Annotated in this window: 12 protein-coding genes; 6 read left to right on the top strand and 6 right to left on the bottom strand. The window is 63.3% G+C overall.

Translation table 11 applies throughout. The annotated features are described in order from the left end of the window. Position 1: 1 nt before the first annotated feature. Complete coding sequence (locus WFP36_RS11770) at positions 2-2368, top strand: ABC transporter permease (protein WP_336980692.1); 2367 nt, start codon at positions 2-4, stop codon at positions 2366-2368. After that, positions 2368-3522, top strand: a complete 1155-nt coding sequence (locus WFP36_RS11775) for an efflux RND transporter periplasmic adaptor subunit (RefSeq protein WP_336980693.1) — start codon at positions 2368-2370, stop codon at positions 3520-3522. Before WFP36_RS11770 ends, WFP36_RS11775 begins: the two co-directional genes overlap by 1 nt. Positions 3523-3700: 178 nt before the next feature. Here WFP36_RS11775 and WFP36_RS11780 read toward each other — a convergent pair whose 3' ends face one another. The 5 genes from WFP36_RS11780 to WFP36_RS11800 all read right to left on the bottom strand — a co-directional run bounded on the left by WFP36_RS11780 (position 3701) and on the right by WFP36_RS11800 (position 10658). Then, entirely contained in the window at positions 3701-4777 is a 1077-nt protein-coding gene (locus tag WFP36_RS11780) for a HupA family protein (protein ID WP_336980694.1), read from the bottom strand. Positions 4778-4965: 188 nt separating this feature from the next. Beyond that, positions 4966-7785 (bottom strand): CHAT domain-containing tetratricopeptide repeat protein, encoded by a 2820-nt coding sequence (locus WFP36_RS11785; protein ID WP_336980695.1) that lies wholly within the window; start codon positions 7783-7785, stop codon positions 4966-4968. A gap of 187 nt (positions 7786-7972) precedes the next feature. Further along, a complete protein-coding gene (locus WFP36_RS11790) occupies positions 7973-8572 on the bottom strand; it encodes a hypothetical protein (protein WP_336980696.1) in 600 nt (199 codons plus the stop codon). Further along, positions 8572-9924 (bottom strand): sensor histidine kinase, encoded by a 1353-nt coding sequence (locus tag WFP36_RS11795; RefSeq protein ID WP_336980697.1) that lies wholly within the window; start codon positions 9922-9924, stop codon positions 8572-8574. The genes WFP36_RS11790 and WFP36_RS11795 overlap by 1 nt, the downstream gene beginning before the upstream one ends. Further along, on the bottom strand, positions 9921-10658 hold the full coding sequence (locus WFP36_RS11800; RefSeq protein ID WP_336980698.1) for a response regulator transcription factor: 738 nt from the start codon (positions 10656-10658) through the stop codon (positions 9921-9923). The genes WFP36_RS11795 and WFP36_RS11800 overlap by 4 nt, the downstream gene beginning before the upstream one ends. A 276-nt stretch (positions 10659-10934) precedes the next feature. On the opposite strand from WFP36_RS11800, the gene WFP36_RS11805 reads away from it, so the two are divergent. The 3 genes from WFP36_RS11805 (at position 10935) to WFP36_RS11815 (ending at position 17004) form a co-directional block, all read left to right on the top strand. Next, the gene (locus tag WFP36_RS11805) at positions 10935-13874 is read left to right on the top strand and encodes a TonB-dependent receptor domain-containing protein (RefSeq protein ID WP_336980699.1); all 2940 of its coding nucleotides are present in this window, start codon (positions 10935-10937) and stop codon (positions 13872-13874) included. Positions 13875-13892: 18 nt separating this feature from the next. Then, on the top strand, positions 13893-15860 hold the full coding sequence (locus tag WFP36_RS11810; protein ID WP_336980700.1) for a S9 family peptidase: 1968 nt from the start codon (positions 13893-13895) through the stop codon (positions 15858-15860). Between the two features lie 241 nt (positions 15861-16101). After that, a complete protein-coding gene (locus WFP36_RS11815) occupies positions 16102-17004 on the top strand; it encodes a CDP-alcohol phosphatidyltransferase family protein (RefSeq protein WP_336980701.1) in 903 nt (300 codons plus the stop codon). Here the strand turns inward: WFP36_RS11815 and WFP36_RS11820 are convergent. Beyond that, complete coding sequence (locus tag WFP36_RS11820) at positions 16953-18104, bottom strand: glycosyltransferase family 4 protein (RefSeq protein WP_336980702.1); 1152 nt, start codon at positions 18102-18104, stop codon at positions 16953-16955. The genes WFP36_RS11815 and WFP36_RS11820 overlap by 52 nt on opposite strands. Before the next feature lie 461 nt (positions 18105-18565). On the opposite strand from WFP36_RS11820, the gene WFP36_RS11825 reads away from it, so the two are divergent. Further along, positions 18566-19669 carry an inositol-3-phosphate synthase gene (locus WFP36_RS11825; protein WP_336980703.1) on the top strand — a complete coding sequence of 368 codons (1104 nt, stop codon included), beginning with the start codon at positions 18566-18568 and terminating at the stop codon, positions 19667-19669. Positions 19670-19685: the final 16 nt, after the last annotated feature.

A 19685-nucleotide genomic window follows, 5' to 3' on the forward strand; every position in this document is an offset into this window, starting at 1 on the left:
CATGATCCAGGCGCTGGACCTCAAGTTGCTGCGCGACCTGTGGCGCATGCGTGGACAGGCTCTGGCGATCGCCCTGGTGCTGGCCGCCGCAACCGCGACCTATGTCCTCTCGGTCGGCGTCCATGGCTCGCTCAGTGCCACGCGCGATGCCTATTACGCACGCAATCACTTTGCCGATATCTTTGCAGGCATGACCCGCGCCCCGCGCGGCATCGTCCAGCGGATCGCCGACATACCGGGCGTCCAGCGGGCGGAAGGCAACATCGTCCAATATGCCACGCTGGACATTCCCGGACGCAGCGAGCCGATGCGGGCGCTGATCAATTCGGTGGACGAAGCAGGGCGTAATCACCTCAACCTCGTCACCCTGCGCAAGGGCCGCATGCCCCAGCCCGGCCATACGGGCGAAGTCGTTGCCGATGAATCCTTCCTTCAGGCCAACGGCATGGATGTCGGTAGCCGCATCGTGGCGCAGATCTATGGCAGGCGCCAGGAACTGGTGGTGGTGGGGATCGGCCTTGCCCCCAATTACATCTATGCCCTACCCCCCGGTGACCTGATCCCCGACGAGAAGCGCTTCGGCATCTTCTGGATGGGCCGCAAGGGGCTGGAGGCCGTGACCGACCGGCGGGAGGCGATCAACAACATCTCCATCACACTGGAGCGCGGCGCTTCCGAGCCGGAAGTCATCCGCAAGCTCGACACGATCCTCCAGCCATATGGCGGCACCGGGGCCTATGGGCGGGAAGATCAGCTCTCGCACGCTTTCCTCGACAGCGAACTCAAACAGCTGGACGCGATGACCAAAGTGATCCCCCCGGTCTTCCTGATCGTGTCCACGTTCCTGGTCTATATCGTGCTCGGCCGCATGATCCGCACGGAGCGCGAGCAGATCGGCCTCATCAAGGCCTTCGGCTATTCCAACCGGGCAATCGGCTGGCACTACCTGAAATTCGCCCTGGCCATTGCCGCGCTTGCCTTCGTGCTCGGCTCGCTGGCAGGCATGTGGATGGGCGGCGCGATGACGCGGCTTTATGCCCAATATTACCGTTTCCCGATCCTGTTCTACCAGCTTTCGCCGCAGGTCTTTCTCGGGGCCGGAGCGCTGGCCTTCGGTGCCGCCGGCCTCGGGGCACTGGGCGGCGTACGCTCCGCCATGAGGCTCAATCCAGCCGTAGCCATGGCCCCGCCACCTCCGCCGATCTATCGCGCGGGGCTGGTCGAGCGACTGGGGCGAAAGGCAGGCTTCACCTCAATCGGCCACATGATCGCGCGCCACATCGCGCGCTGGCCGGGCCGCTCCGCCATCACGGCCTTCGGCGTAGCGCTCTCGATGGGGCTCTTGTTCTCGACCATCCAGTTCGTCGATGCGAGCGGGGCGATGCTCGACCAGTTCTTCTTCCGCGCCCAGCATCAGGACCTCACGGTCACTTTCACCGAGCCTCAGAACGAGGATGCGGTCTACGCCCTCGCCCAGCTTCCCGGCGTGCTGGATGTGGAAACGACCCGCGCTTTGCCCGTGCGGATGCGGCTGGGCAACCGGATGGAGCGCACCGCGATCGAGGGCTCCTCCCCCGATGCACGCCTTACGGCCCGGATCGACAGCGCAGGCGAGATCGTTTCCCTGCCCCCTGCGGGCCTGATGCTCAGCAGCCAACTCGCAGGCCAGATCGGCGCACGCGTGGGGGACCGAGTAGACGTAGAGATGCTCGGCGGGCGCCGAACCCGAACGGAACTGCCCGTGGTCCGCGTCATCGACGAGATCGTGGGCGCCCGCGCCTATGCCAGCGACGAGACTTTGGCGCGCCTTGCCCGCGATGCCACGCCCGTCGGGGCCGCGCTCGTCCGGATCGACCCGGCCGCGCGCGATGACATCCTGCGGCGCCTCAAGGGCATGCCAGTGGTGCTGGGGGTGACGGAGCGCGAAGCCGCCCTCGCCAAGTTCAAGGAAGTGATCGACAGCAATCTGCTGACGATGATCGGCTTCTACATCGCCTTTGCCTGCGCCATCACCGTGGGCGTGGTCTACAACAGCGCGCGCATCCTCTTTTCCGAACGTGCGCACGAACTCGCGACCCTGCGGGTGCTGGGCTATCACCGCAGCGAAGTGGCGATCGTGCTGCTGGGCGAACTGGCTTTGCTGGTAGTCGTCGCGATACCGTTTGGCGGACTGATCGGGTACTGGCTGGCTCATCTGATGATGGCCCTGTTCAGTTCCGACCTGTTCCGCCTGCCTTTCGCGGCGTCGAACGCCAGCTATGGCTATGCCGCGCTGGTGGTGCTGCTCGCGTCGATGGCGACGGCAATGGCAGTCGCCCGGCGAGTGATGAAGCTGGATATGGTCAGGGTCCTCAAGGCGAGGGAATGATGCTGCAGAAGATCAGGAACTGGCGCTGGGCTATTGCAATCGGGCTGCTGCTGGCGGCGGCCCTCGCCTACAGCCTGTGGCCTGAGGCGACGCCGGTGGACCTCGGGAAAGTGACGCGTGGCCCGATGGCGGTTGGCGTGACGGATGACGGCGTCACGCGCGAGAAGGAGCTTTACACAGTCTCCGCCCCTGTGACCGGCTATGCCGAGCGGCTGACACTGGAGGCGGGAGACCGAGTGGAACGCGGGCAGCTCCTCACCCGCATGCGCAGCCGCCTTTCCGCCCCGCTGGACCGGCGCACTCAGGAGGAACTGCGCGGCGCGCTGGGCGCCGCCCGCGCCTCCGAACGCGCGGCTTCGGCCACGCTCGAACAAAGCCAGCGCGATCTTGCCCGGGCCGAGGCACTGGCGAAGGACGGGTTCCTCTCCCGCGCACAACTGGAAAGCAATCGCACCCGGGTCTCGACCGGGCGCGCCCAGCTCGAACTGGCCCGCGCCGACATTCGCCGGATCGAAGCCTCACTCGGCGATGGCGGCCGCAGTGGCACGGGTGCGCCTGTCGACGTGCGCGCACCGGTAAGCGGCGCCGTGTTGGTGGTGCCCGACAAGAGCGAGGGCATCATTGCCGAAGGTACTCCCATCGCGACCATCGGCGATCCTTCCAAGATAGAGATCGTGATCGACCTCCTCTCCCGCGAGGCAGTACGTGTGAAGCCGGGCGACCGGGCCGAGATAACCCAATGGGGCGGCCCTCGCCCGCTGATCGGCCATGTGAAATATATCGAGCCCTACGGCCGGCTGAAAATCTCCGCCCTCGGCATCGAGGAGCAGCGAGTGAATGTCATCATCGGCTTCGACCCCGCCACTGCCAGCCAGGCCGCGCGGCTGGGCCACGGCTATCAGGTGGATGCCACGATCATCCTGTGGAGCAATGACGCCGCCCTGCGAGTACCCGTCGGCGCCCTGTTCCGCGGCCAGGACGGCGCCTGGCGCGTCTTCGTGAACGAAGACGGCCGCGCCCACGAACGCAAGGTGAAGCTGGGCCAGATCAACGACGAATTCGCCGAAGTGCTTGGCGGGTTGGAGGAAGGCGCCAGCGTGGTGCTGAACCCTGGGAATGCGTTGAGGAATCGGGACAGGATCAAGAGGCGGTGAGGTGGGTGGGCCGCTGGCATACGGCGATAAAGGGCCTACAGTTCGACAATTTCTTGTTCTTCGTCTTTAACACATTTGTCGCATATCTGATTTTTAGATGTCGCAACACAAAAGAAGGGTGCCCGGCTAGGTCGGACCGGACACCCTTCCCCCCGTTAAGGAGCTCTTTTCGTCGACGTCAGTCCTTCGTGCCGACCGCCACACCGGTCGCCATCAGGTTGTTGGTGTCGATGTAGAAGGTGAAGCCTGTCTCCTCGGCATTCGGACCGAAGAAGGCGCCATAGAACTCGCCGCCTTTATCGAAAGTACCGCCATAGGCCGCGCCGCTGGTGATCGCGCCATTGCCGAGGAAATTGCCGAAATCCTTGCTGGCCGAAGCGACATAGTCATAGCCGATCAGGTGCAGGAGCACGTCGATGTCGCCACTGCCGAAGTTGACGTTCAGCGATCCGGTCGAGTTTCCGTTGAGGAAGTCATAGGCTGCACCGATCAGACCTTCATTCGGCGCGAAGCCATTGGCACCGATCCCGCCATCGAGCGTGTAGCTGGCGGATCCCGTCGGCAGGGTATCGGTCTGCTTGCCCCAGAGCTGCCACTGCACTTCGTTGGTGGGCAGGGTGCCGCCGCTGTTCTGGATGTTCCAGATCGAAATGGCCATGTAGCTGAGCTTGATATCGTCATAGGTACCGGGCCCAACCATCGCCACCGTATGCGTAATGGCGCCGTCCTTCACCACATAGACCGTGCCTTCGCTGCTGCCGTAAAGCCCGCCTTCGCCGGTCAGAACCCCGTCGGTGTCGATATCGGCAGGGGTGACAGTCACGCTGACATTGTCGCTGCGGGTCAGCGTGTAGCTGTCCGCCCCGGCATTGAAGGCGATCTTCGTGCCCTGGCCAAAGGGCTCCGCATCCTGATCGCCATAGATGGTAGAAGGCGGACGGGTCGCGAAGAAGGCCGTCGACGCGTTGAATGTGGTGTTGGTCGTGAAGCCAAGCTTCGCGGCAGGAGACTGTCCCCCGGCGCCGGGCGTGGGCGTAGGAGTGGGCGTCGGCCCCGGAGTGGGTGTTGGCGTGCCGGAGGGCGTCGGAGTGGGCGTGCCCGAGGGGGTAGGCGTGGGGCTGCCGGAAGGTGTCGGAGTAGGCGACCCCGTGGGCGTCGGATTGGGCGTGGAATTCACGCCGCCATTGCCGCAGGCAACCAGCGCAAGCGACAGGGCCACGACGGAAGCGGCAGAAGCCAGATTTGTGTATTTCACTGTGTCGCTCCAGGCAGATCAAGGTCTTGAAAACCCGCTTGCCCGGCGCGCCGCCCACCTGTCCATAGCCCCACAGGCCGCGTTATCTAACTGACAGCAATTGTCATTTTTCGCGGCCGATCATGACTGCGCATATCTCCGGAAGCGGCTGCAACACGCTTCCGGAGCACCGGCCAGAGGGATGAATATCACCAGTTCTGGACGATGATGAAGGCCGCCCATGTTGCCGGATGCGCGGCGCCCTCCACTTTCCTGTCACCGATCAGGGCAAGCTGCGCCTGCCGCAAGGCCTCTGCCCTGTCCATGCCAGCGGCCGCCTGCCTGACCGTACCGACGCTCAGGCGGGCCGCAGCGTCATCGCGCAACCGCCAGTGCGACAGCATGAGCGAGCGAGCACCGGCCTGCGAGAAGGCGGTGGCCAGGCCTGAATAGAGTGGCGCGCCAACGCTGTCGCCGCTGGAGGTGTTGCAGGCGGAAAGGATCACCCAATCCGCGTTCAGCCTGAGCCGGGCTATCTCGCTGGCCCCAAGCAGACCGTCTTCGCCCCCGTCCGGCGAACCGGTGCCGAGCAGCAGGGCAGGCTCCCACAAATCCCGCATTTCACCCGCCACCAGTCCATGCGTGGCAAAGACGATCACGTCCGCCTTGCTGAGATCGCGCGCCTTGAAGTTCTCTTCCGCTGCATCGGGGCCGAGCAGCAGAACGTCGTCCGAACCCGGCAGCGCGTCCGCAATGGCCTGCAGTTCGCCCGCCGCATTGGGCAGTGGCGGCAGTTCGGCGATCGAGTTCAGAACCGGCCTGCCCGAACGGAACAGGCCGGCAAGAGCAACGCCTTCCTTCGCCGTAGCAGCCGGTTCGGCAGAGGGCATCTCTGCTCCGCCTATGCCCGCGAAGGCGAGTTCTCTAGATCCGGAAACCTGGCCAGGACGTCTGCCGAACAGGCTGAGATTGCCGACCACCTGGAACGACGCCTTTCGCAGCAGCCACGGCGCTTTTTGCAGACCCCCCTTATATTCGGATGTCAGCATCAACGAGAAGGGCACATAGGCCAGCGTGCTGCCACCATAGAACAGGATACGAGAGCCCGATCTGACGCCGTTGGGAAAGACGGTGCGATAAAGGGCGCTTGCCTCGTCATAGGCGTACCCCTCCGCATCCAGAGCCGCATTGTTCACTGACCGGCGGATCGCCACCACATTGTCGGAAATCGACTGTTCGGCTGCCGCATGCCATTCCAGCCCCTTGGCCGTAATAGAGACGATCCAGATTTCATCGTCTCCTTCCACCGGGGCGATCAGCAGATCCTTCTCCCCCAGGATGGATCGGAATTCGTCAAGGCCAATGGGTTGCGGGCGAAATCTCGCCGCGTATTCTGGGAAGTCACGCCGTAGCGCTGTTTCGGCCTGGCGTTTTTCTCTCTCCAGCCGGTTCAGTTCGTCACTCAAAGCAGCCGTCGCAGGGCCATCGCCCGTTTCGAGCGAAGCCGTATAGCGGCTACGCGTTTCTTCCGTGGCACGCGTCAGCACGAACAGGTTTTCACGGGCCTCCATCGCGGCACTGTCCACAGTATTGCGATTGTCGTCCGCGAATTGCTGGCCAAGCGAAAGATCGGAAATCTCGGCCAGTTGCAGCGCGCCGAAAATCCGCTCAGGATCCTGGGCCGCCAGCGCCATTTCAAAATAGAGCATCGCTGAATCGCGGTTGGTTTCCGCTTCGCGTGCCAGGCTGCGGTCGGTCATGCTGAGATCGGCCAACTTTTCCTTCAGCATCCCCATGGCGGCGTCGGCCTGGCCCCAGGCATCGCCCGTCCCTGCCTCCTGCCGCAGGCGGGCAAGCAACATTTCCGCCGCTATCCTGTCCTTGTGCTGGGGAATGAGCGCGGTCTGCATAACCGGTACCCACTGCTCGGCGATGGCCAACGCTTCAGCGGTCCTGCCCTGTTTGCGCAATTGCTTGGCATGGTAGAGATGAATCTGAGCACGTTCGTAATTATCGGGTTCGAGCATCTCGTCCGCAATCGCGATCGCTTTTTCGGCCTGAGGCATATAGGCTGCCCAATCGCCACGTACGGCCGAAAAACTCGCCAGCTCCGCGAACAGATAGGCAAGCGCATAATTGACATCCACGTCACCTGACGCCTGATAGATTTCAAGCGCATGGCGCGTCAGTTGCTCGGCTTCTTCCGGATTTCCGGTTTCCTTCAAAGCCGTGGCCAAGTTGCGCATGGTGATTGCCGTGCCGGCAGCATCTTCACCCACGCTCTCCTGCCGCACTCGCATGGCCTCGCGCAAGACAGGCACTGCCTCCTGGTATAGGCCGTTCTCGATCAGGGCATTGCCCAGATTGTTCAGCGCGATGGCATAGGTCTGGTGCTGGTCGCCCAAATATTGGCGCCCCAGCGCCTCGGCCTTCCGGGCCCAATCCAGCCCCTCTGCCTCTCGTCCCCCGCGCCCAAGCACCGATGCAAGCGAGGTCATCCGCGTCACCGTAAGCGCATTGCCCGGCTCTAGGAATTCCTCCTGCATTTCGACCGATTGCCTGAGGTAGGGAAGCGACTTTTCGACGTAACCCTGGCGGTAATAGACATAGCCAAGGCCGAAGAGCGAAGAGGCGACCATGGGCCCGCGCTCGCCTTCCAGTTGTTTGCGGATTGCCAGAGCCTTGAGGTGGCCCTGTTCGGCTTCTGTATAGCGCCCGATAGAGGCAAGGATGGTCGCCTGGTTGCTGTAAAGGCCCGCCATCTCTTCAGGCGGCGCGCCGCCTTCCTCGAACAGGACCGCAGCCTTACCATAGAAATCCGCCGCTTCGCCATAACGCTGGGAGTAGAAATATGCCGCCCCGAAAGCCGATGCGAGATTGCCGAGCGTCATCGCCGGCACCCCGCCATCGGCCTGGACCCGCTTTTCAAGCGCCGCGAGCTTGATCAAGTCGCCAGCGGGATCGCGGCTTGGATCTGCTTCTCCCCAGCGGTCGATTTCATCGACCAACGCCTGGGTACGTGGAGACAAGGCCTTTTCTGCCTTGCTTTCGGCAAAAGCAGCACAGGGCAATGTCGCCACACCCAGCATGAGAGCGGAAGCGAGCGCGAACCTGTAGCCCCGCCATCCCATCTTTCCATCAATCTGCATTTCGGAACGTTGCCCCCAACCTGTCCGGTGAAACCCGCTGCCCCAGTCGCGGCAAGGTGCCCCGGCGCTATTTCACCACGAGGTAATAGCGTGCCGGCCCCTGCCCCTTATTGGATATTACGATCGAATATCGCTGGGTAAAGATCGGCACCCACTGACACTGATTGGGCGTGCCTTCGCGCTCGCATACACCAGTTGCGCGGGCATCCCTGACCTTGAGCGCCAGCGACGCGGACCCCGGCGCCGAGAGCACGATGCGGGCCTGCTCACCGGAGAGGAACAGCTGTTCGATATTCACTGTCTCGCCCGCTTCAAGCTTGCCCCGGCGAAATCCCGGCCCCAGCGGGCTACCGCGCAAGGGCGGGCGCACTATCCCGGCCTGGCTGCGCCATGCGGGCAACGGGCTTCCAGGCTCGTCCGCCATGGGCCGCGCGCCGGAAGCCTCAATCGCGAGCACTGCCTTTGCGAGGCGCTTCTGGTCCCCTGCCTCTGCCGCATCGTCCGCTTCGGCAAGGGCGAGCGCGGCCTGCTCCACCGGATCGGCTGCGTTGAGGCCGCCCGCCTTCGCCAGTGGCTCCGCAGGCGACGAGGCACATCCCGTCAAGGCAAGCGCAGCCATGAAGGCAAGGCCCATGGCACGATAAGCATTGCGGCCGGAAACGGCCATCACGATTTCTCCCTGCGGATCACGAAGCAGGCGCCAACACCGGCATCGGCCAGCTTTATCGTCAGGCCGTGGCGCTCGGCAATCGCCTTGGCAAGCGCGAGACCCAATCCGCTACCCTGGCGCTCGGGTCGCTGGCCCGCCCCCCTGTGGAAACGCTGGAAGACCAGTTCGCGCTCCTCCTGCGGAATACCCGGCCCATCGTCGCTGACCGTCAGAACCGGGCCGGCGCGCAGGTTCAGGCGTACGGAACCACCGGCAGGAACATATTTGAAGGCGTTGTCGAGCAGGTTAGTGACCAGCCGGGTCAACTGGCTTTCCTCGCCCTTGATCGTCACGCCCGGCTCCACCTCGCATTCGAAGCGGTGGCCGGATTCCTCCGCACTGTCGGCATAAAGCTCGCCCAGCCGCTGGACCAGCTCGCTCAGATCCACGTCGCGCAGGCCGAGCATGTCGCCCCGGCGCGCCTCGCTCGTCGCGATGTCGAGCAGCGATTCCAGCATGTCCACGATGCGGCGTATATCGTTGCGCGCTTCGATCAGACCGGCGGCAATCGCTTCGTCAGGTTCGGCACGCAAGGCCTTCAGGATGCGGTGGTCGAGATGCATCAGCGGCGTGCGTATCTCATGGGCGATCTGGTCCGACATTTCCCGATGGGCTTCCACCAGCCGCCTCAACCGGGCGAGCGCGGCAGCACTGCGGCTCGCCAGTTCGCCGATCTCGTCCGCATCGCCCGGCCAGACGGCCAGCGTATCGAGCAATTGCACGTTCGGCTCACGGAAGGCCGCGTTGATCCGCCCGATCCGCCGCGCAAGGCGGCGGGCCGCATATCGCCCCAGCAAGCCCACTGCCGCGATCAGCGCGGCCCCGCCGCCGAGGAAGACCAGCGTTACCCCGTGCAGCAAAACCGCATCGTCCCCTCGTTCACGGGCCACCACCAGGCGCAGATCCTCGTCGAGCTGAGTTGCCCGAGCAAGGGCACGCCTGCCGCCAGGCAGCGCCACTTCGCCCCTCTCCGAAAGGCGTGCATTAAGCGGGGGCCAAGACGGCAGATCGCCAGCGAGAAGTGTCCCGTCAGCGCGCGCGAGCAGATAGTGCGGCCGGTTGCCGTCTCCCGGCACGAAGGCAAGGCGATCCCCGATACGGCGGGCGAGTTCGTCTTCCCCGCCGCTGGCATAAATGTCCGCAAGACCGGCCAAATCGACATCGACCGCCCGTTCCTGCGCGGCCGAGGTCGACCGCTCGATCGAGACATAGGTCATCAGCCACAGCAACAGAACCACCACGGCCGATACCGCGATGGCCCACAGCACAAGGCGCGAAAAGATCGACTTGCGGGCGGAAATGGCAGTCAATTCCCGTCCAGCAGGCGATAGCCCGAGCCGTAGATCGTCTCCAGCGCCGGGGTGCCGAAACCCTCTTCCAGCTTGCGTCGCAGGCGGCCGATATTGACGTCCACCACATTGGTCTGCGGATCGAACGACATCTTCCAGATATCCCGCAACAGCATCTGCCGGGTGAGCACGTCACCCGCATTCTCGATGAAATAGCGGAACAACTCGAATTCCTTGGGGCTCAGCGCGACATGGCGGTTCTGGCGGAACACGGTGCGAGCCTTCACGTGGCATTCGAAAGCCCCGTAGATGATCACCGCGCTATGTTCGCGGCCCGAGGCCCGTCGATGGAGCGCACGCAGCCGGGCGAGCAATTCTTCCGCTTCGAACGGCTTGGCGAGATAATCGTCAGCCCCGGCATCGAGCCCTTCGGCCCGGTCAGTCGTGCGGCCAAGAGCGGAAAGCATCAGCACCGGCGTGCCCACCCCGCTTTCGCGCAGCCGGCCAAGTATGGCGAGGCCATCGAGATCGGGCAGCATCCGGTCGAGCACGATCACGTCGAACGCATCCCGCCCGGCGCGCAGCAGGCCGCCATTGCCGCTGCTTTCCCAGATGACGACATCGCCATTCGCCCGCGCGAGTTCGATCACCTCTGTCGCAGCGCGAGGATCGTCCTCTACATACAGGATCGTCAGGCCCTTGCGCCCGCCTTCTCCTGCGCCTGGTCCTGATCTGGCAGTCCCGCTCTCGTTCATTGTTCCGGGGTCCGTACTCAACAATCTCGAACTTGCCGGTTTCGCGTCTCATCGCAACAGGCAAGATGCGCAAACTGGTTACAAATGCAGTTAAGTTCACGGACATTCGGGCTTTTCTGCCGTAGGTTATGGCCACCGACGCCCATTTCCTTGCATTCGCCGCATCGGAGGCTTTGGGCGGTTGACTAATATCCGATGCAACCACATGCTCCCCCAAGTCAGCTGCCAGGGGGAGGCCGGTCCGGCTCCACCGCGCAGCCGCAAGGGGGAAGTGTGATGAAGCCTGCCCTGTTCCGCGCGGCCTTGCTGGCCAGCGCCTGCCTAGCCTGTCCCGCCATGGCGCAAGACGCCGAACCCGCCTCGGATACATCCTCCGACGCCGCAGAAACGCCGCTGGACGAAGGCAACGCCATTATCGTCACCGGGACGCGCGTGGCGCGCAGCGAGCTCGATTTCGCGAACCCGGTGGTCACCGTATCGGCTGAGGCGATCCAGGAATCGGGCTACACCAACATCGCGGACTTCCTGGTCCAGAGCCCCGCGCTGGTGAATTCGGTCACGGGGGCGCAGACGGCCGGCTCCTTCCCCGATTTCGGGGAATCCGGGCTGGACCTGCTGAACCTGCGCAATCTCGGCTCGGATCGCACTCTGGTGCTGGTCGATGGGCGGCGCCACGTCGCGGCCGTTTCGGGTTCGGCTGCGGTCGACATCAATGCGATCCCTACCGACCTGATCGAGGCCGTGGACGTCCTCACCGGCGGCGCCTCGGCCATTTACGGCGCCGATGGCGTGTCCGGCGTGGTCAACTTCCGCCTGAAGCACGATTTCGACGGCATCACTGCCCGCTTTCAGGCTGGAACGTCGAAATATGGCGATGGCGACAGCCTGTTCGGCGCCGTCACTTTCGGCCAGAATTTCGCCGAGGGACGCGGCAATTTCGCCATCGCCTATGAATATGGGAACGACGAGCGGGTTTCGGATCAGGCGCGCCCGTGGCTGCGCAATCCGGGTGCGGCCGGGCTCTATCGCAATCAGGCGGACTTGCCGGACAATCCGAACATCCCCGACCTCGCCTATTACAACGACGTGCGGTACGCCGACAGTGCGACCGTGGGCGCAGTGGATGTCGATTTCGACTATGCGGCCGATTACGAAGGCAATGGCAAGCTCTACGATCGTGGCTTCGTGCTGGACGAGTCCGGCGGCTATACGCAAGGTGGCTCGAGCACCCCGGTAGACGGCTATCAGGGCGACCTCTTTCCCGGAATCGAGCGCCATCTCGTCAACGCCCTTGCGCATTACGAGTTCAGCGACGCCTTAACGCTCTTCGCGGAAGGCAAATATGTCCGCTCGCGCAGCGAAACTCTCGCTCAGCCGACCTACGACTTCTACCTGTTCCAGACGGCCGAAAACCCCTTCATGCCGCAATCGATCCGCGATGCGATCATCCCCGGTGCGGCGGCGGAATGGTGGTTCGGCGAACCCAGCCCCGACGGCGTGGTGGTGACACGCGACAATTACGATCTGGGCATCAATACCGAACAGGTCACGCGCGAGACCTGGCGTAGCGTGGTGGGGGCCAAGGGCGCCATCGGCGACCACCTCAATTACGAAATCTCCTATGTCTACGGCCAGACCAGTAGCCGCGTGCTCTCGCGCGGCAACCGGCTGGAGGCACAATGGCAGGCCGCGATCGACGTGGTGGAAGACCCGATCACCGGCAATCCCGTATGCCGGATCAGCCTCGATCCCGATGCCCCGCCGGAAATGGCGGGCTGCGTGCCCTTCAACATCTTCGGCGAATATGAGCAGGACCCGGCGGCAATCGATTTCATCACGGATGACAGCCTCAGCCGCTCCAAGGTGACCCAGCACGTCGTCTCGGGCTCGGTCTCGGGCGACACTACCGGGCTGTTCGAACTGCCGGGCGGGCCGGTGGGCTTCGCGCTGGGCGCCGAATATCGCAAGGAAAGCAGCCGCTTCGATCCCGACCCGCTGATCGCGGCCGGACTGACCTGGCAAGGCGCGGCCCAGCCCGAGAGCGGCAGCTTCGACGTCAAGGAACTGTTCGGCGAGGTCAATCTGCCGATCCTGAAGAACGTCCCGGGCGCCCATCTGCTCTCGCTGGGTGCGGCCTTGCGCTATTCGGATTACAGCACGATCGGCGGCACCACGACCTGGAAGGTCGACGGTGTCTACGCCCCGATCCCCGATGTCTCGTTCCGCGCCACCTATTCGCAGGCCGTGCGCGCGCCCAATATCGGCGAGTTGTTCGGCCCGGCCAGTTCGGCATTCAACTTCATCGTCGACCCTTGCGACACGCAGGAAACCAATAACGGCACCAGCTATCGCGAGGCCAATTGCGCTGCCCTGCTGACGACGCTGGGGGTCGATCCGACCACTTTCAGCCCGTCGAGCACCCCACAGGCCAGCCTCTATACCGAAGGGACTGCCAGCGGGAATCCCGACCTGCAGGAGGAAACCGCCAAGACCTGGACCGCAGGGCTGGTACTACGCCCCCGCTTCATGCCGGGCTTCAGCTTCTCGGCCGATTGGTACGACATCAAGATCGAGGACGCGATCAACACGCCCGAAGCGCAGGATCTCGCTCGGCTCTGTGTCGACCAGCCGACGCTGGAGAACCAGTTCTGCCCGGGGATCGAGCGCGATCCCGATACGGGCTACATTGTTGGCTTTTCGGTGATGCCCGCCAATGTCGCGCAGTTCCGCACCGCAGGGCTGGACGTAACCCTGGGCTATCGCCTGCCGACTGCCAAGCTGGGCACGTTCAACCTCACTCTGGTGGGCAATTATCTCGACCGGCTGGAATTCGTCTCCAGCCCCGGAGCGGACGTGAATTCGGACCGGGGCGAGATGTTCGCGCCCGAATATTCAGCCACTTTCGATCTCACCTGGGAGTTCGATCCCATCACCGTGAATTACGGTATCAACTGGTTCAGCTCGACCGACCGCTTCACGGCGGAAGAACTGGCCGGCGATCCCGATTATGCCGATCCGAGCTACTTCAAGATCAAGGCGAAGTGGGAGCATGATTTCCAGATCAGCTACAACATCGCCGATACAGTGGACCTCTATGCAGGCATGCAGAACATCTTCGATGCCCGGCCGGACTTCGCCTACAGCTACTACCCGGTCTCCGGCATGGGACGCTTCGTCTATGCCGGGGTAACGGTCTCGCTCGGCCCGGTGTTCTAGGCGATGGGAAAACTGTTGTTGGCTGGAGCAGGACTGCTCCTCGCGCTTCATGCTGCCGGCGCTGCTGCTCAGGCCGCTCCGGTAACGCTGGACGATTATTACAACCTCGCCAGCGTTTCCGGCCCTGCCTTCTCGCCCGACAGCAGCCGGATCGTCTATTCCGTTTCGCAAGCCAACCGGGAACAGGACGAGGAAACCAGCGATCTGTGGGTGGTGCCCTGGGAAGGCGGAGAGCCACGCCAGCTGACCAGGACGCCCGAAGCAAGCGAATGGCAGCCCGATTTCGGACCGGACGGCAAGACGGTCTACTACCTCAGCGATGCGGATGGCCCCGACGGGGAGGAAGACGTGCAGCTCTGGGCCATGCCGGCCAAGGGCGGCAAGGCGCGGCGGATTACTGCGATACCCGGTGGGATCAGCGACTACACACTCTCGCCTGACGGCAAGCGCGCAATGGCGGTGGCCGAACAGGGTCGCGCCGTGGGCCTCAAATCCGGCACCGAGCCACCGATCGAGGTGGACCGTTTCTTCTTCAAATATGACGGGCGCGGCTATCTGGATGACCGCACCCAACAGCTCTTCGCCATCGATCTGGCGAGCGGCAAGGCGGCGGCAATCACCTCTGGCGCGCGCGATCACTGGCATCCGGCATGGTCCCCCGACGGCAGCCTGATCGCCTATGTCGCCAAGGACCATGCCGACGACAGGACGCTGAATTACGAGATCTATGTCATTGCCCCCGATGGCGGGCAGCCGCGCAAGATCAGTACCTTCGCCGGTGCCGACAACGATCCCGATTGGGGATCGGGCCCCTCGTGGTCGCCGGATTCGAAGAGGCTCGTCTGGCTGCAGGGCGGCGAGGACAAGTGGATCTATTACAGCTCGGTCCAACTGGCAGTGGGGGACGTAACCACCGGTGAGGTCAAGCATCCGGCATGGATCGACCGATGGTTCTATTTCCCCCGCTGGGCGCCGGATGGCTCGCTCCTCTCCCTGATCGAACAGGATCGCGATACCTGGCTGGCACGGATCGATCCGCAGAGCGGCAAGGTCGATTACCTCACGAAGGGGCCCCGCTTCGGCTATGATTTCGCGGTCGCGCCCAATGGGAATATCGCCTTGCTCGACACTACCAGCGAACGCCCGGCGGAACTGGTTGCCCTCGGCGGTCAGGAACGCCCGCTCACTCGCCACAATCGCTGGCTGGAAGATCGCGCGCTGGGCGCGACGCGCGACGTTTCCTTCATGAGCGGCGATACGGAAATCCACGGCTTCCTGAACCTGCCCGCCGATTACGATCCGACCCGGAAATATCCGCTGATCGTCGATCTGCATGGCGGGCCGGTCTATCAGCACAGCCATGAATTCGACATCGACGCGCGGCTGCTGAACACGGCGGGTTATGCCGTACTCAAGATCAACCCGCGCGGCTCTTCGGGCCGGGGGTTCGATTTCTCCCGCGCGATCTATGCCGACTGGGGCAATCTGGACGTTCAGGACATCAGCGCCGGGATCACTTACGCCATCGACCAGGGCATTGCCGACCCGGAACGGATCGGCGTGGGCGGCTGGTCCTATGGCGGTATCCTGACCGATTACATGATCGCCAGCGACAAGCGCATCAAGGCGGGCATCTCGGGCGCAGGCGTGGCCAATGTGCTCGCGACCTTCGGGGTCGACATGTATGCGCGCGAATACATGCTGGAACTGGGCGCGCCGTGGGAGAACTTCGCAACCTGGAAGAAGCTCGCCTACCCCTTCCTCGAATCCGGGCGCATCACTGCACCTACCCTGTTCCAATGCGCCGAAGCCGATGACAACGTGCCCTGCGCGGGCGCCCAGCAGATGTATCTGGCCCTCAAGGCCCATGGAATTCCCACCCGGCTGATCGTCTATCCGGGTGAGAACCACGGCCTCACCGTGCCGAGCTATCTCGTCCACCGGATGCACAGCAATATCGACTGGTATGGCAGGTGGCTGAAATAGAACTCCCGGAACGAGCTGCTGCCCCCACATTCATGGGATGATCCGGATATGCGCGGCGCCGTCCGTGCACCACACCGGCCGTGCAGCGCCCCGTCCTCTGCCATGTTGCCACTGTGGAGGGAATTGGCGGTTGTCGCCCGGGGACCAACAGCTAAACCCCCGGCAGGGAAAAAGTTGAGCGAATGGGGAGCAGATGCCGACCGAGACAGGTTCCGCAAAACAGGTCACGAAGGGAGATCGTGTGGGGCCGACCGCCGTGAACCGGGAACGTCCGCGTCGGCCGCCCGAGCTACAGGACGCGCTGAACCGCTATCTCTACCACCCGCTGGCGTGGCAGATCGCCCGAGGGTTGGCACGCACCCCCGTTACGCCGAACATGGTCTCCATCGCAGGCGGCTTGCTGGTCGTTGCGGCCGCCTTCGCCTATTCACTGCCGGGCTGGCCTGGCCCCGCACTTCTCGGCCTGGCGCTTCACATGGGCTGGCATGTGCTCGACGGGGCGGATGGCGACCTGGCGCGGCTGACGGGACGCAGCGGCCCTGCAGGCGAATTGATCGACGGGATCGCGGATTATTCCAGCCACATCGTGCTTTACGCAGTGCTCGCCCTGATTCTGCAAACCGCGACGGGGCCAGCCATAGCCTGGCTTTCGGCCCTTGCGGCAGGCGTCAGCCACATCGTCCAGTCGAACCATTTCGAGGTCCAGCGGCGGCAATATCTCTGGTGGGTCTATGGCGTCCCCTGGCTGGGTAATTACGCTGCCAGCCCTTCGACCCGCCCACGCGGCATCATTGCTTTTGCGGATGCCTATCTGAAGCTGGCCAGCCGCCTGTCGAACCAGCCCGCGCGGATCGAGGCCGCGATCGCAGCTGTTTCCAACGATCCAGTGAAGCTTGCTCAGGCCCGCGAGACAGTCCGCCACCACGGTCCATCCTTTCTCCCACGCGCGCAGTTGCTCAGCAACAATCATCGCACCCTCGCGCTGGGGGTTGCGATGCTGCTGGGCTCGCCGCTGGCCTATTTCCTTTACGAGATCGTGGTGCTCAATCTCGTGCTTGCCGTTTCCACCCGACGCAGCAATGCGGCGATGGCTCAGATTGCCCTGGAACTGGAACGAACGCCGGCAGAGATCACGGCGCGATAGAGCGCCACATTCGCTTCGGCGAAGGCGCGCCAGCTAAGCGCCGCAGCCCGCGCAAGCCCCCGCCTGCGCATCGTTGCCGCAAGTGCCGGATGCTCCACCACCCTGCGCAACGCGTCCGCCAGTGCCGCGGGATCGTGCGGATCGGCCAGCAGCGCTGCGCCACCGGCCACTTCGGGCATGCTGGAAAGATCGCTCGTCACCACCGGACAGCCGCACGCCATGGCTTCGGCCGGCGGCATGCCGAAACCTTCGCAAAATGAAGGGTGAAGCAAGACATCCGCGGCCGAATAGAGTTGTACCAGATCATCCCGCGCAATCGCCGGCAGGAGCCGCACCCTGCCGCCCACACCCAGGTCGCGGGCCAGTTCCAGCAGCCTGCGCCCGTCCCGGCCCATTCGCTGAACCAGGATCAGATCGAACTCCGGCTTGCCCCCAAGGGCGAGGGCGAAGGCCCGCAAGGCGCCCTCATGGTTCTTGTAAGGCGCATATTGGCCCACAGTCAGAACAAACCGCCGGGCAGGATCGGCGCCAAGGGCAGCAAGGCGTAGCCGATCCGGCTCGACTGGATGGAATGCCTCAGCCACACCCGGAAATGTTACATGCGTCCGCTCGCCCGCGGCGGGTGCGTAGGCGGCAATTGCTGCGCGGCTGGCTTCGCTCACCGTCGCGATGGCAGCCGAGCCACGCAGGGCACGACGGATTCCATGGGCATAGAAAATGCGCTCAAGCGGCTCTAACGGCCCCGCGCCGCACCAAGCCGGATTGGTCAGCCGCATGACGTCATGCACAGTGGTGATGCAAGGCATGGAAAGCCCTGCCGGCATGATGTTGAAAGTGGCATGGAACAGGTCCACTCGAGCCAGGTTCACCGCATGCGGCAGCCACCACATCGTTGCCGGCCCGTTCGCCGCCTGTCGCACCACCACTTCGCGGACATTGGCGGCCGCGCTTAACGGCCCGGGCGCAAGCGGGTTGCGCAGCAGCAGAAAATCAAGCTCGGGTGCAAGTGTCGGCACATGGTCGACCAGCGCCTGAACGAGTTCCCCAATTCCGCTCGGACGGGCTCCCACATAGCGGCAATCGATACAGACCAAGGGCATTACGCGATACCGGTCCGTTCATGCTGCGGACACAAGAAAACTGCCCTTGCGCGAGCTTACAAGGGCCACAAACCCGCTGAGCGGATTTCAATCTGCTCCTAATCCGGCGGCGCTGCCAACGCTCCAAAAAATGACACCAAAATGGACCAAGCCTTTGCTATCGAAAGAAATAAGTCCGAAACGGACGGGTGTTGCGTTTCGTTCTTTTCTAGAACCCATTTGCGAGCTTAGGAGTGGCTTCTGCCGTCGGTCTGCGGTCGATGGTGGCAAATGGACTATAATCAAGGGGACGCAATATTGCGATTGTTCTCATTGGCGCTGTGTGCGCCATCGCTTCTGCACGAACATCGCTTGAGCCGCATATCCTTCGATCGATCTCCATTTTCAGGAAATAGTCATTTTGACATTTTGCGAAGTTCGGTTGGCTGATCGCCGACAGATCTTCGAAGGGGAAGTATTACATGTCGGCGGTGCGGGTCGCTATCATCGGTATCGGTAATTGCGCCAGTTCATTGGTGCAAGGCGTGGCATATTACCGCCGCACGGGCACAAGCTCGGGCCTTATTCACGATGAGGTCGGCGGAATTCGAGCGAGTGACGTCCATTTCGTGCTCGGCGTGGATGTCGATCGGCGCAAGATCGGCAAGGACATCGCCGAAGCCATCTTTGCCGCGCCCAACAATTCGCTGGTCTTCGAACAACACGTTCCGCCCACCGGCGCGAAGGTAATCCGGGGCCGCCTGCTGGACGGCGTCGCCGCGCATATGACGCAGGCCGGCGACAAGGGCTTCATGCCCGCCGAAGGCGCCGACGCCTCCCAGCAGGACATCGTGGATGCGCTGCGTGCCTCCGGCGCGCAGGTGATGCTCAACTTCCTGCCGGTCGGATCCCAGAAGGCGACCGAATTCTATATGGAATGTGCATTGGAAGCCGGTGTGGCGGTGGTCAATTGCATGCCTGTCTTCATTGCCAGTGACGCCACCTGGGAAGCCCGTTTCCGCGAGAAGAACCTGCCGATCGTAGGGGACGACATCAAGGCGCAGGTCGGCGCCACCATCGTCCATCGGGCTCTTTCCAGCCTGTTCACCGCTCGGGGAGTGACGGTTGAGCGGACCTATCAACTCAATACGGGCGGCAATACCGACTTCATGAACATGCTCGATCGGGAACGACTGACCAGCAAGAAGCTCTCCAAGACAGAGGCCGTGCAGGCCATGCTTGCGGAGCGGCTGGAGGATGAAAACATCCTGATCGGCCCTTCCGAGTATGTTCCTTGGCTGAAGGACAACAAACTTTGCTTCCTGCGGATCGAAGGAACGCAGTGGGGCAACGTGCCAGTGAATGTGGAACTGCGCCTCTCCGTGGAGGACAGCCCCAATGCGGCTGCCTGCGTGATGGATGCCTTGCGCTTCTGCAAGGTTGCGCTCGATCGCGGTGAAGGCGGCGTGCTTACTGTCCCATCCGCCTATTACTGCAAGCACCCTCCGATGCAGCTTTCGGACGAGGCCGCGCTTCGCATGCTCGACGATTATCTGACCGACATCATGCTGCGGGCTGCGGAATGAGCCTGACCGCTTCGAT

This window comes from Fulverythrobacter fulvus (assembly GCF_037154085.1).
Taxonomy (GTDB): Bacteria; Pseudomonadota; Alphaproteobacteria; order Sphingomonadales; family Sphingomonadaceae; genus Andeanibacterium; species Andeanibacterium fulvum.

What these genes read in the sequence shown, in the direction of transcription:
- WFP36_RS11825 (WP_336980703.1), top strand. Translation starts at nt 18,566, where the DNA reads ATGTCGGCGGTGCGGGTCGCTATCATCGGTATCGGTAATTGCGCCAGT.
- WFP36_RS11790 (WP_336980696.1), bottom strand. Translation starts at nt 8,572, where the DNA reads ATGGCCGTTTCCGGCCGCAATGCTTATCGTGCCATGGGCCTTGCCTTC.
- WFP36_RS11820 (WP_336980702.1), bottom strand. Translation starts at nt 18,104, where the DNA reads ATGCCCTTGGTCTGTATCGATTGCCGCTATGTGGGAGCCCGTCCGAGC.
- WFP36_RS11800 (WP_336980698.1), bottom strand. Translation starts at nt 10,658, where the DNA reads ATGAACGAGAGCGGGACTGCCAGATCAGGACCAGGCGCAGGAGAAGGC.
- WFP36_RS11775 (WP_336980693.1), top strand. Translation starts at nt 2,368, where the DNA reads ATGCTGCAGAAGATCAGGAACTGGCGCTGGGCTATTGCAATCGGGCTG.
- WFP36_RS11805 (WP_336980699.1), top strand. Translation starts at nt 10,935, where the DNA reads ATGAAGCCTGCCCTGTTCCGCGCGGCCTTGCTGGCCAGCGCCTGCCTA.
- WFP36_RS11770 (WP_336980692.1), top strand. Translation starts at nt 2, where the DNA reads ATGATCCAGGCGCTGGACCTCAAGTTGCTGCGCGACCTGTGGCGCATG.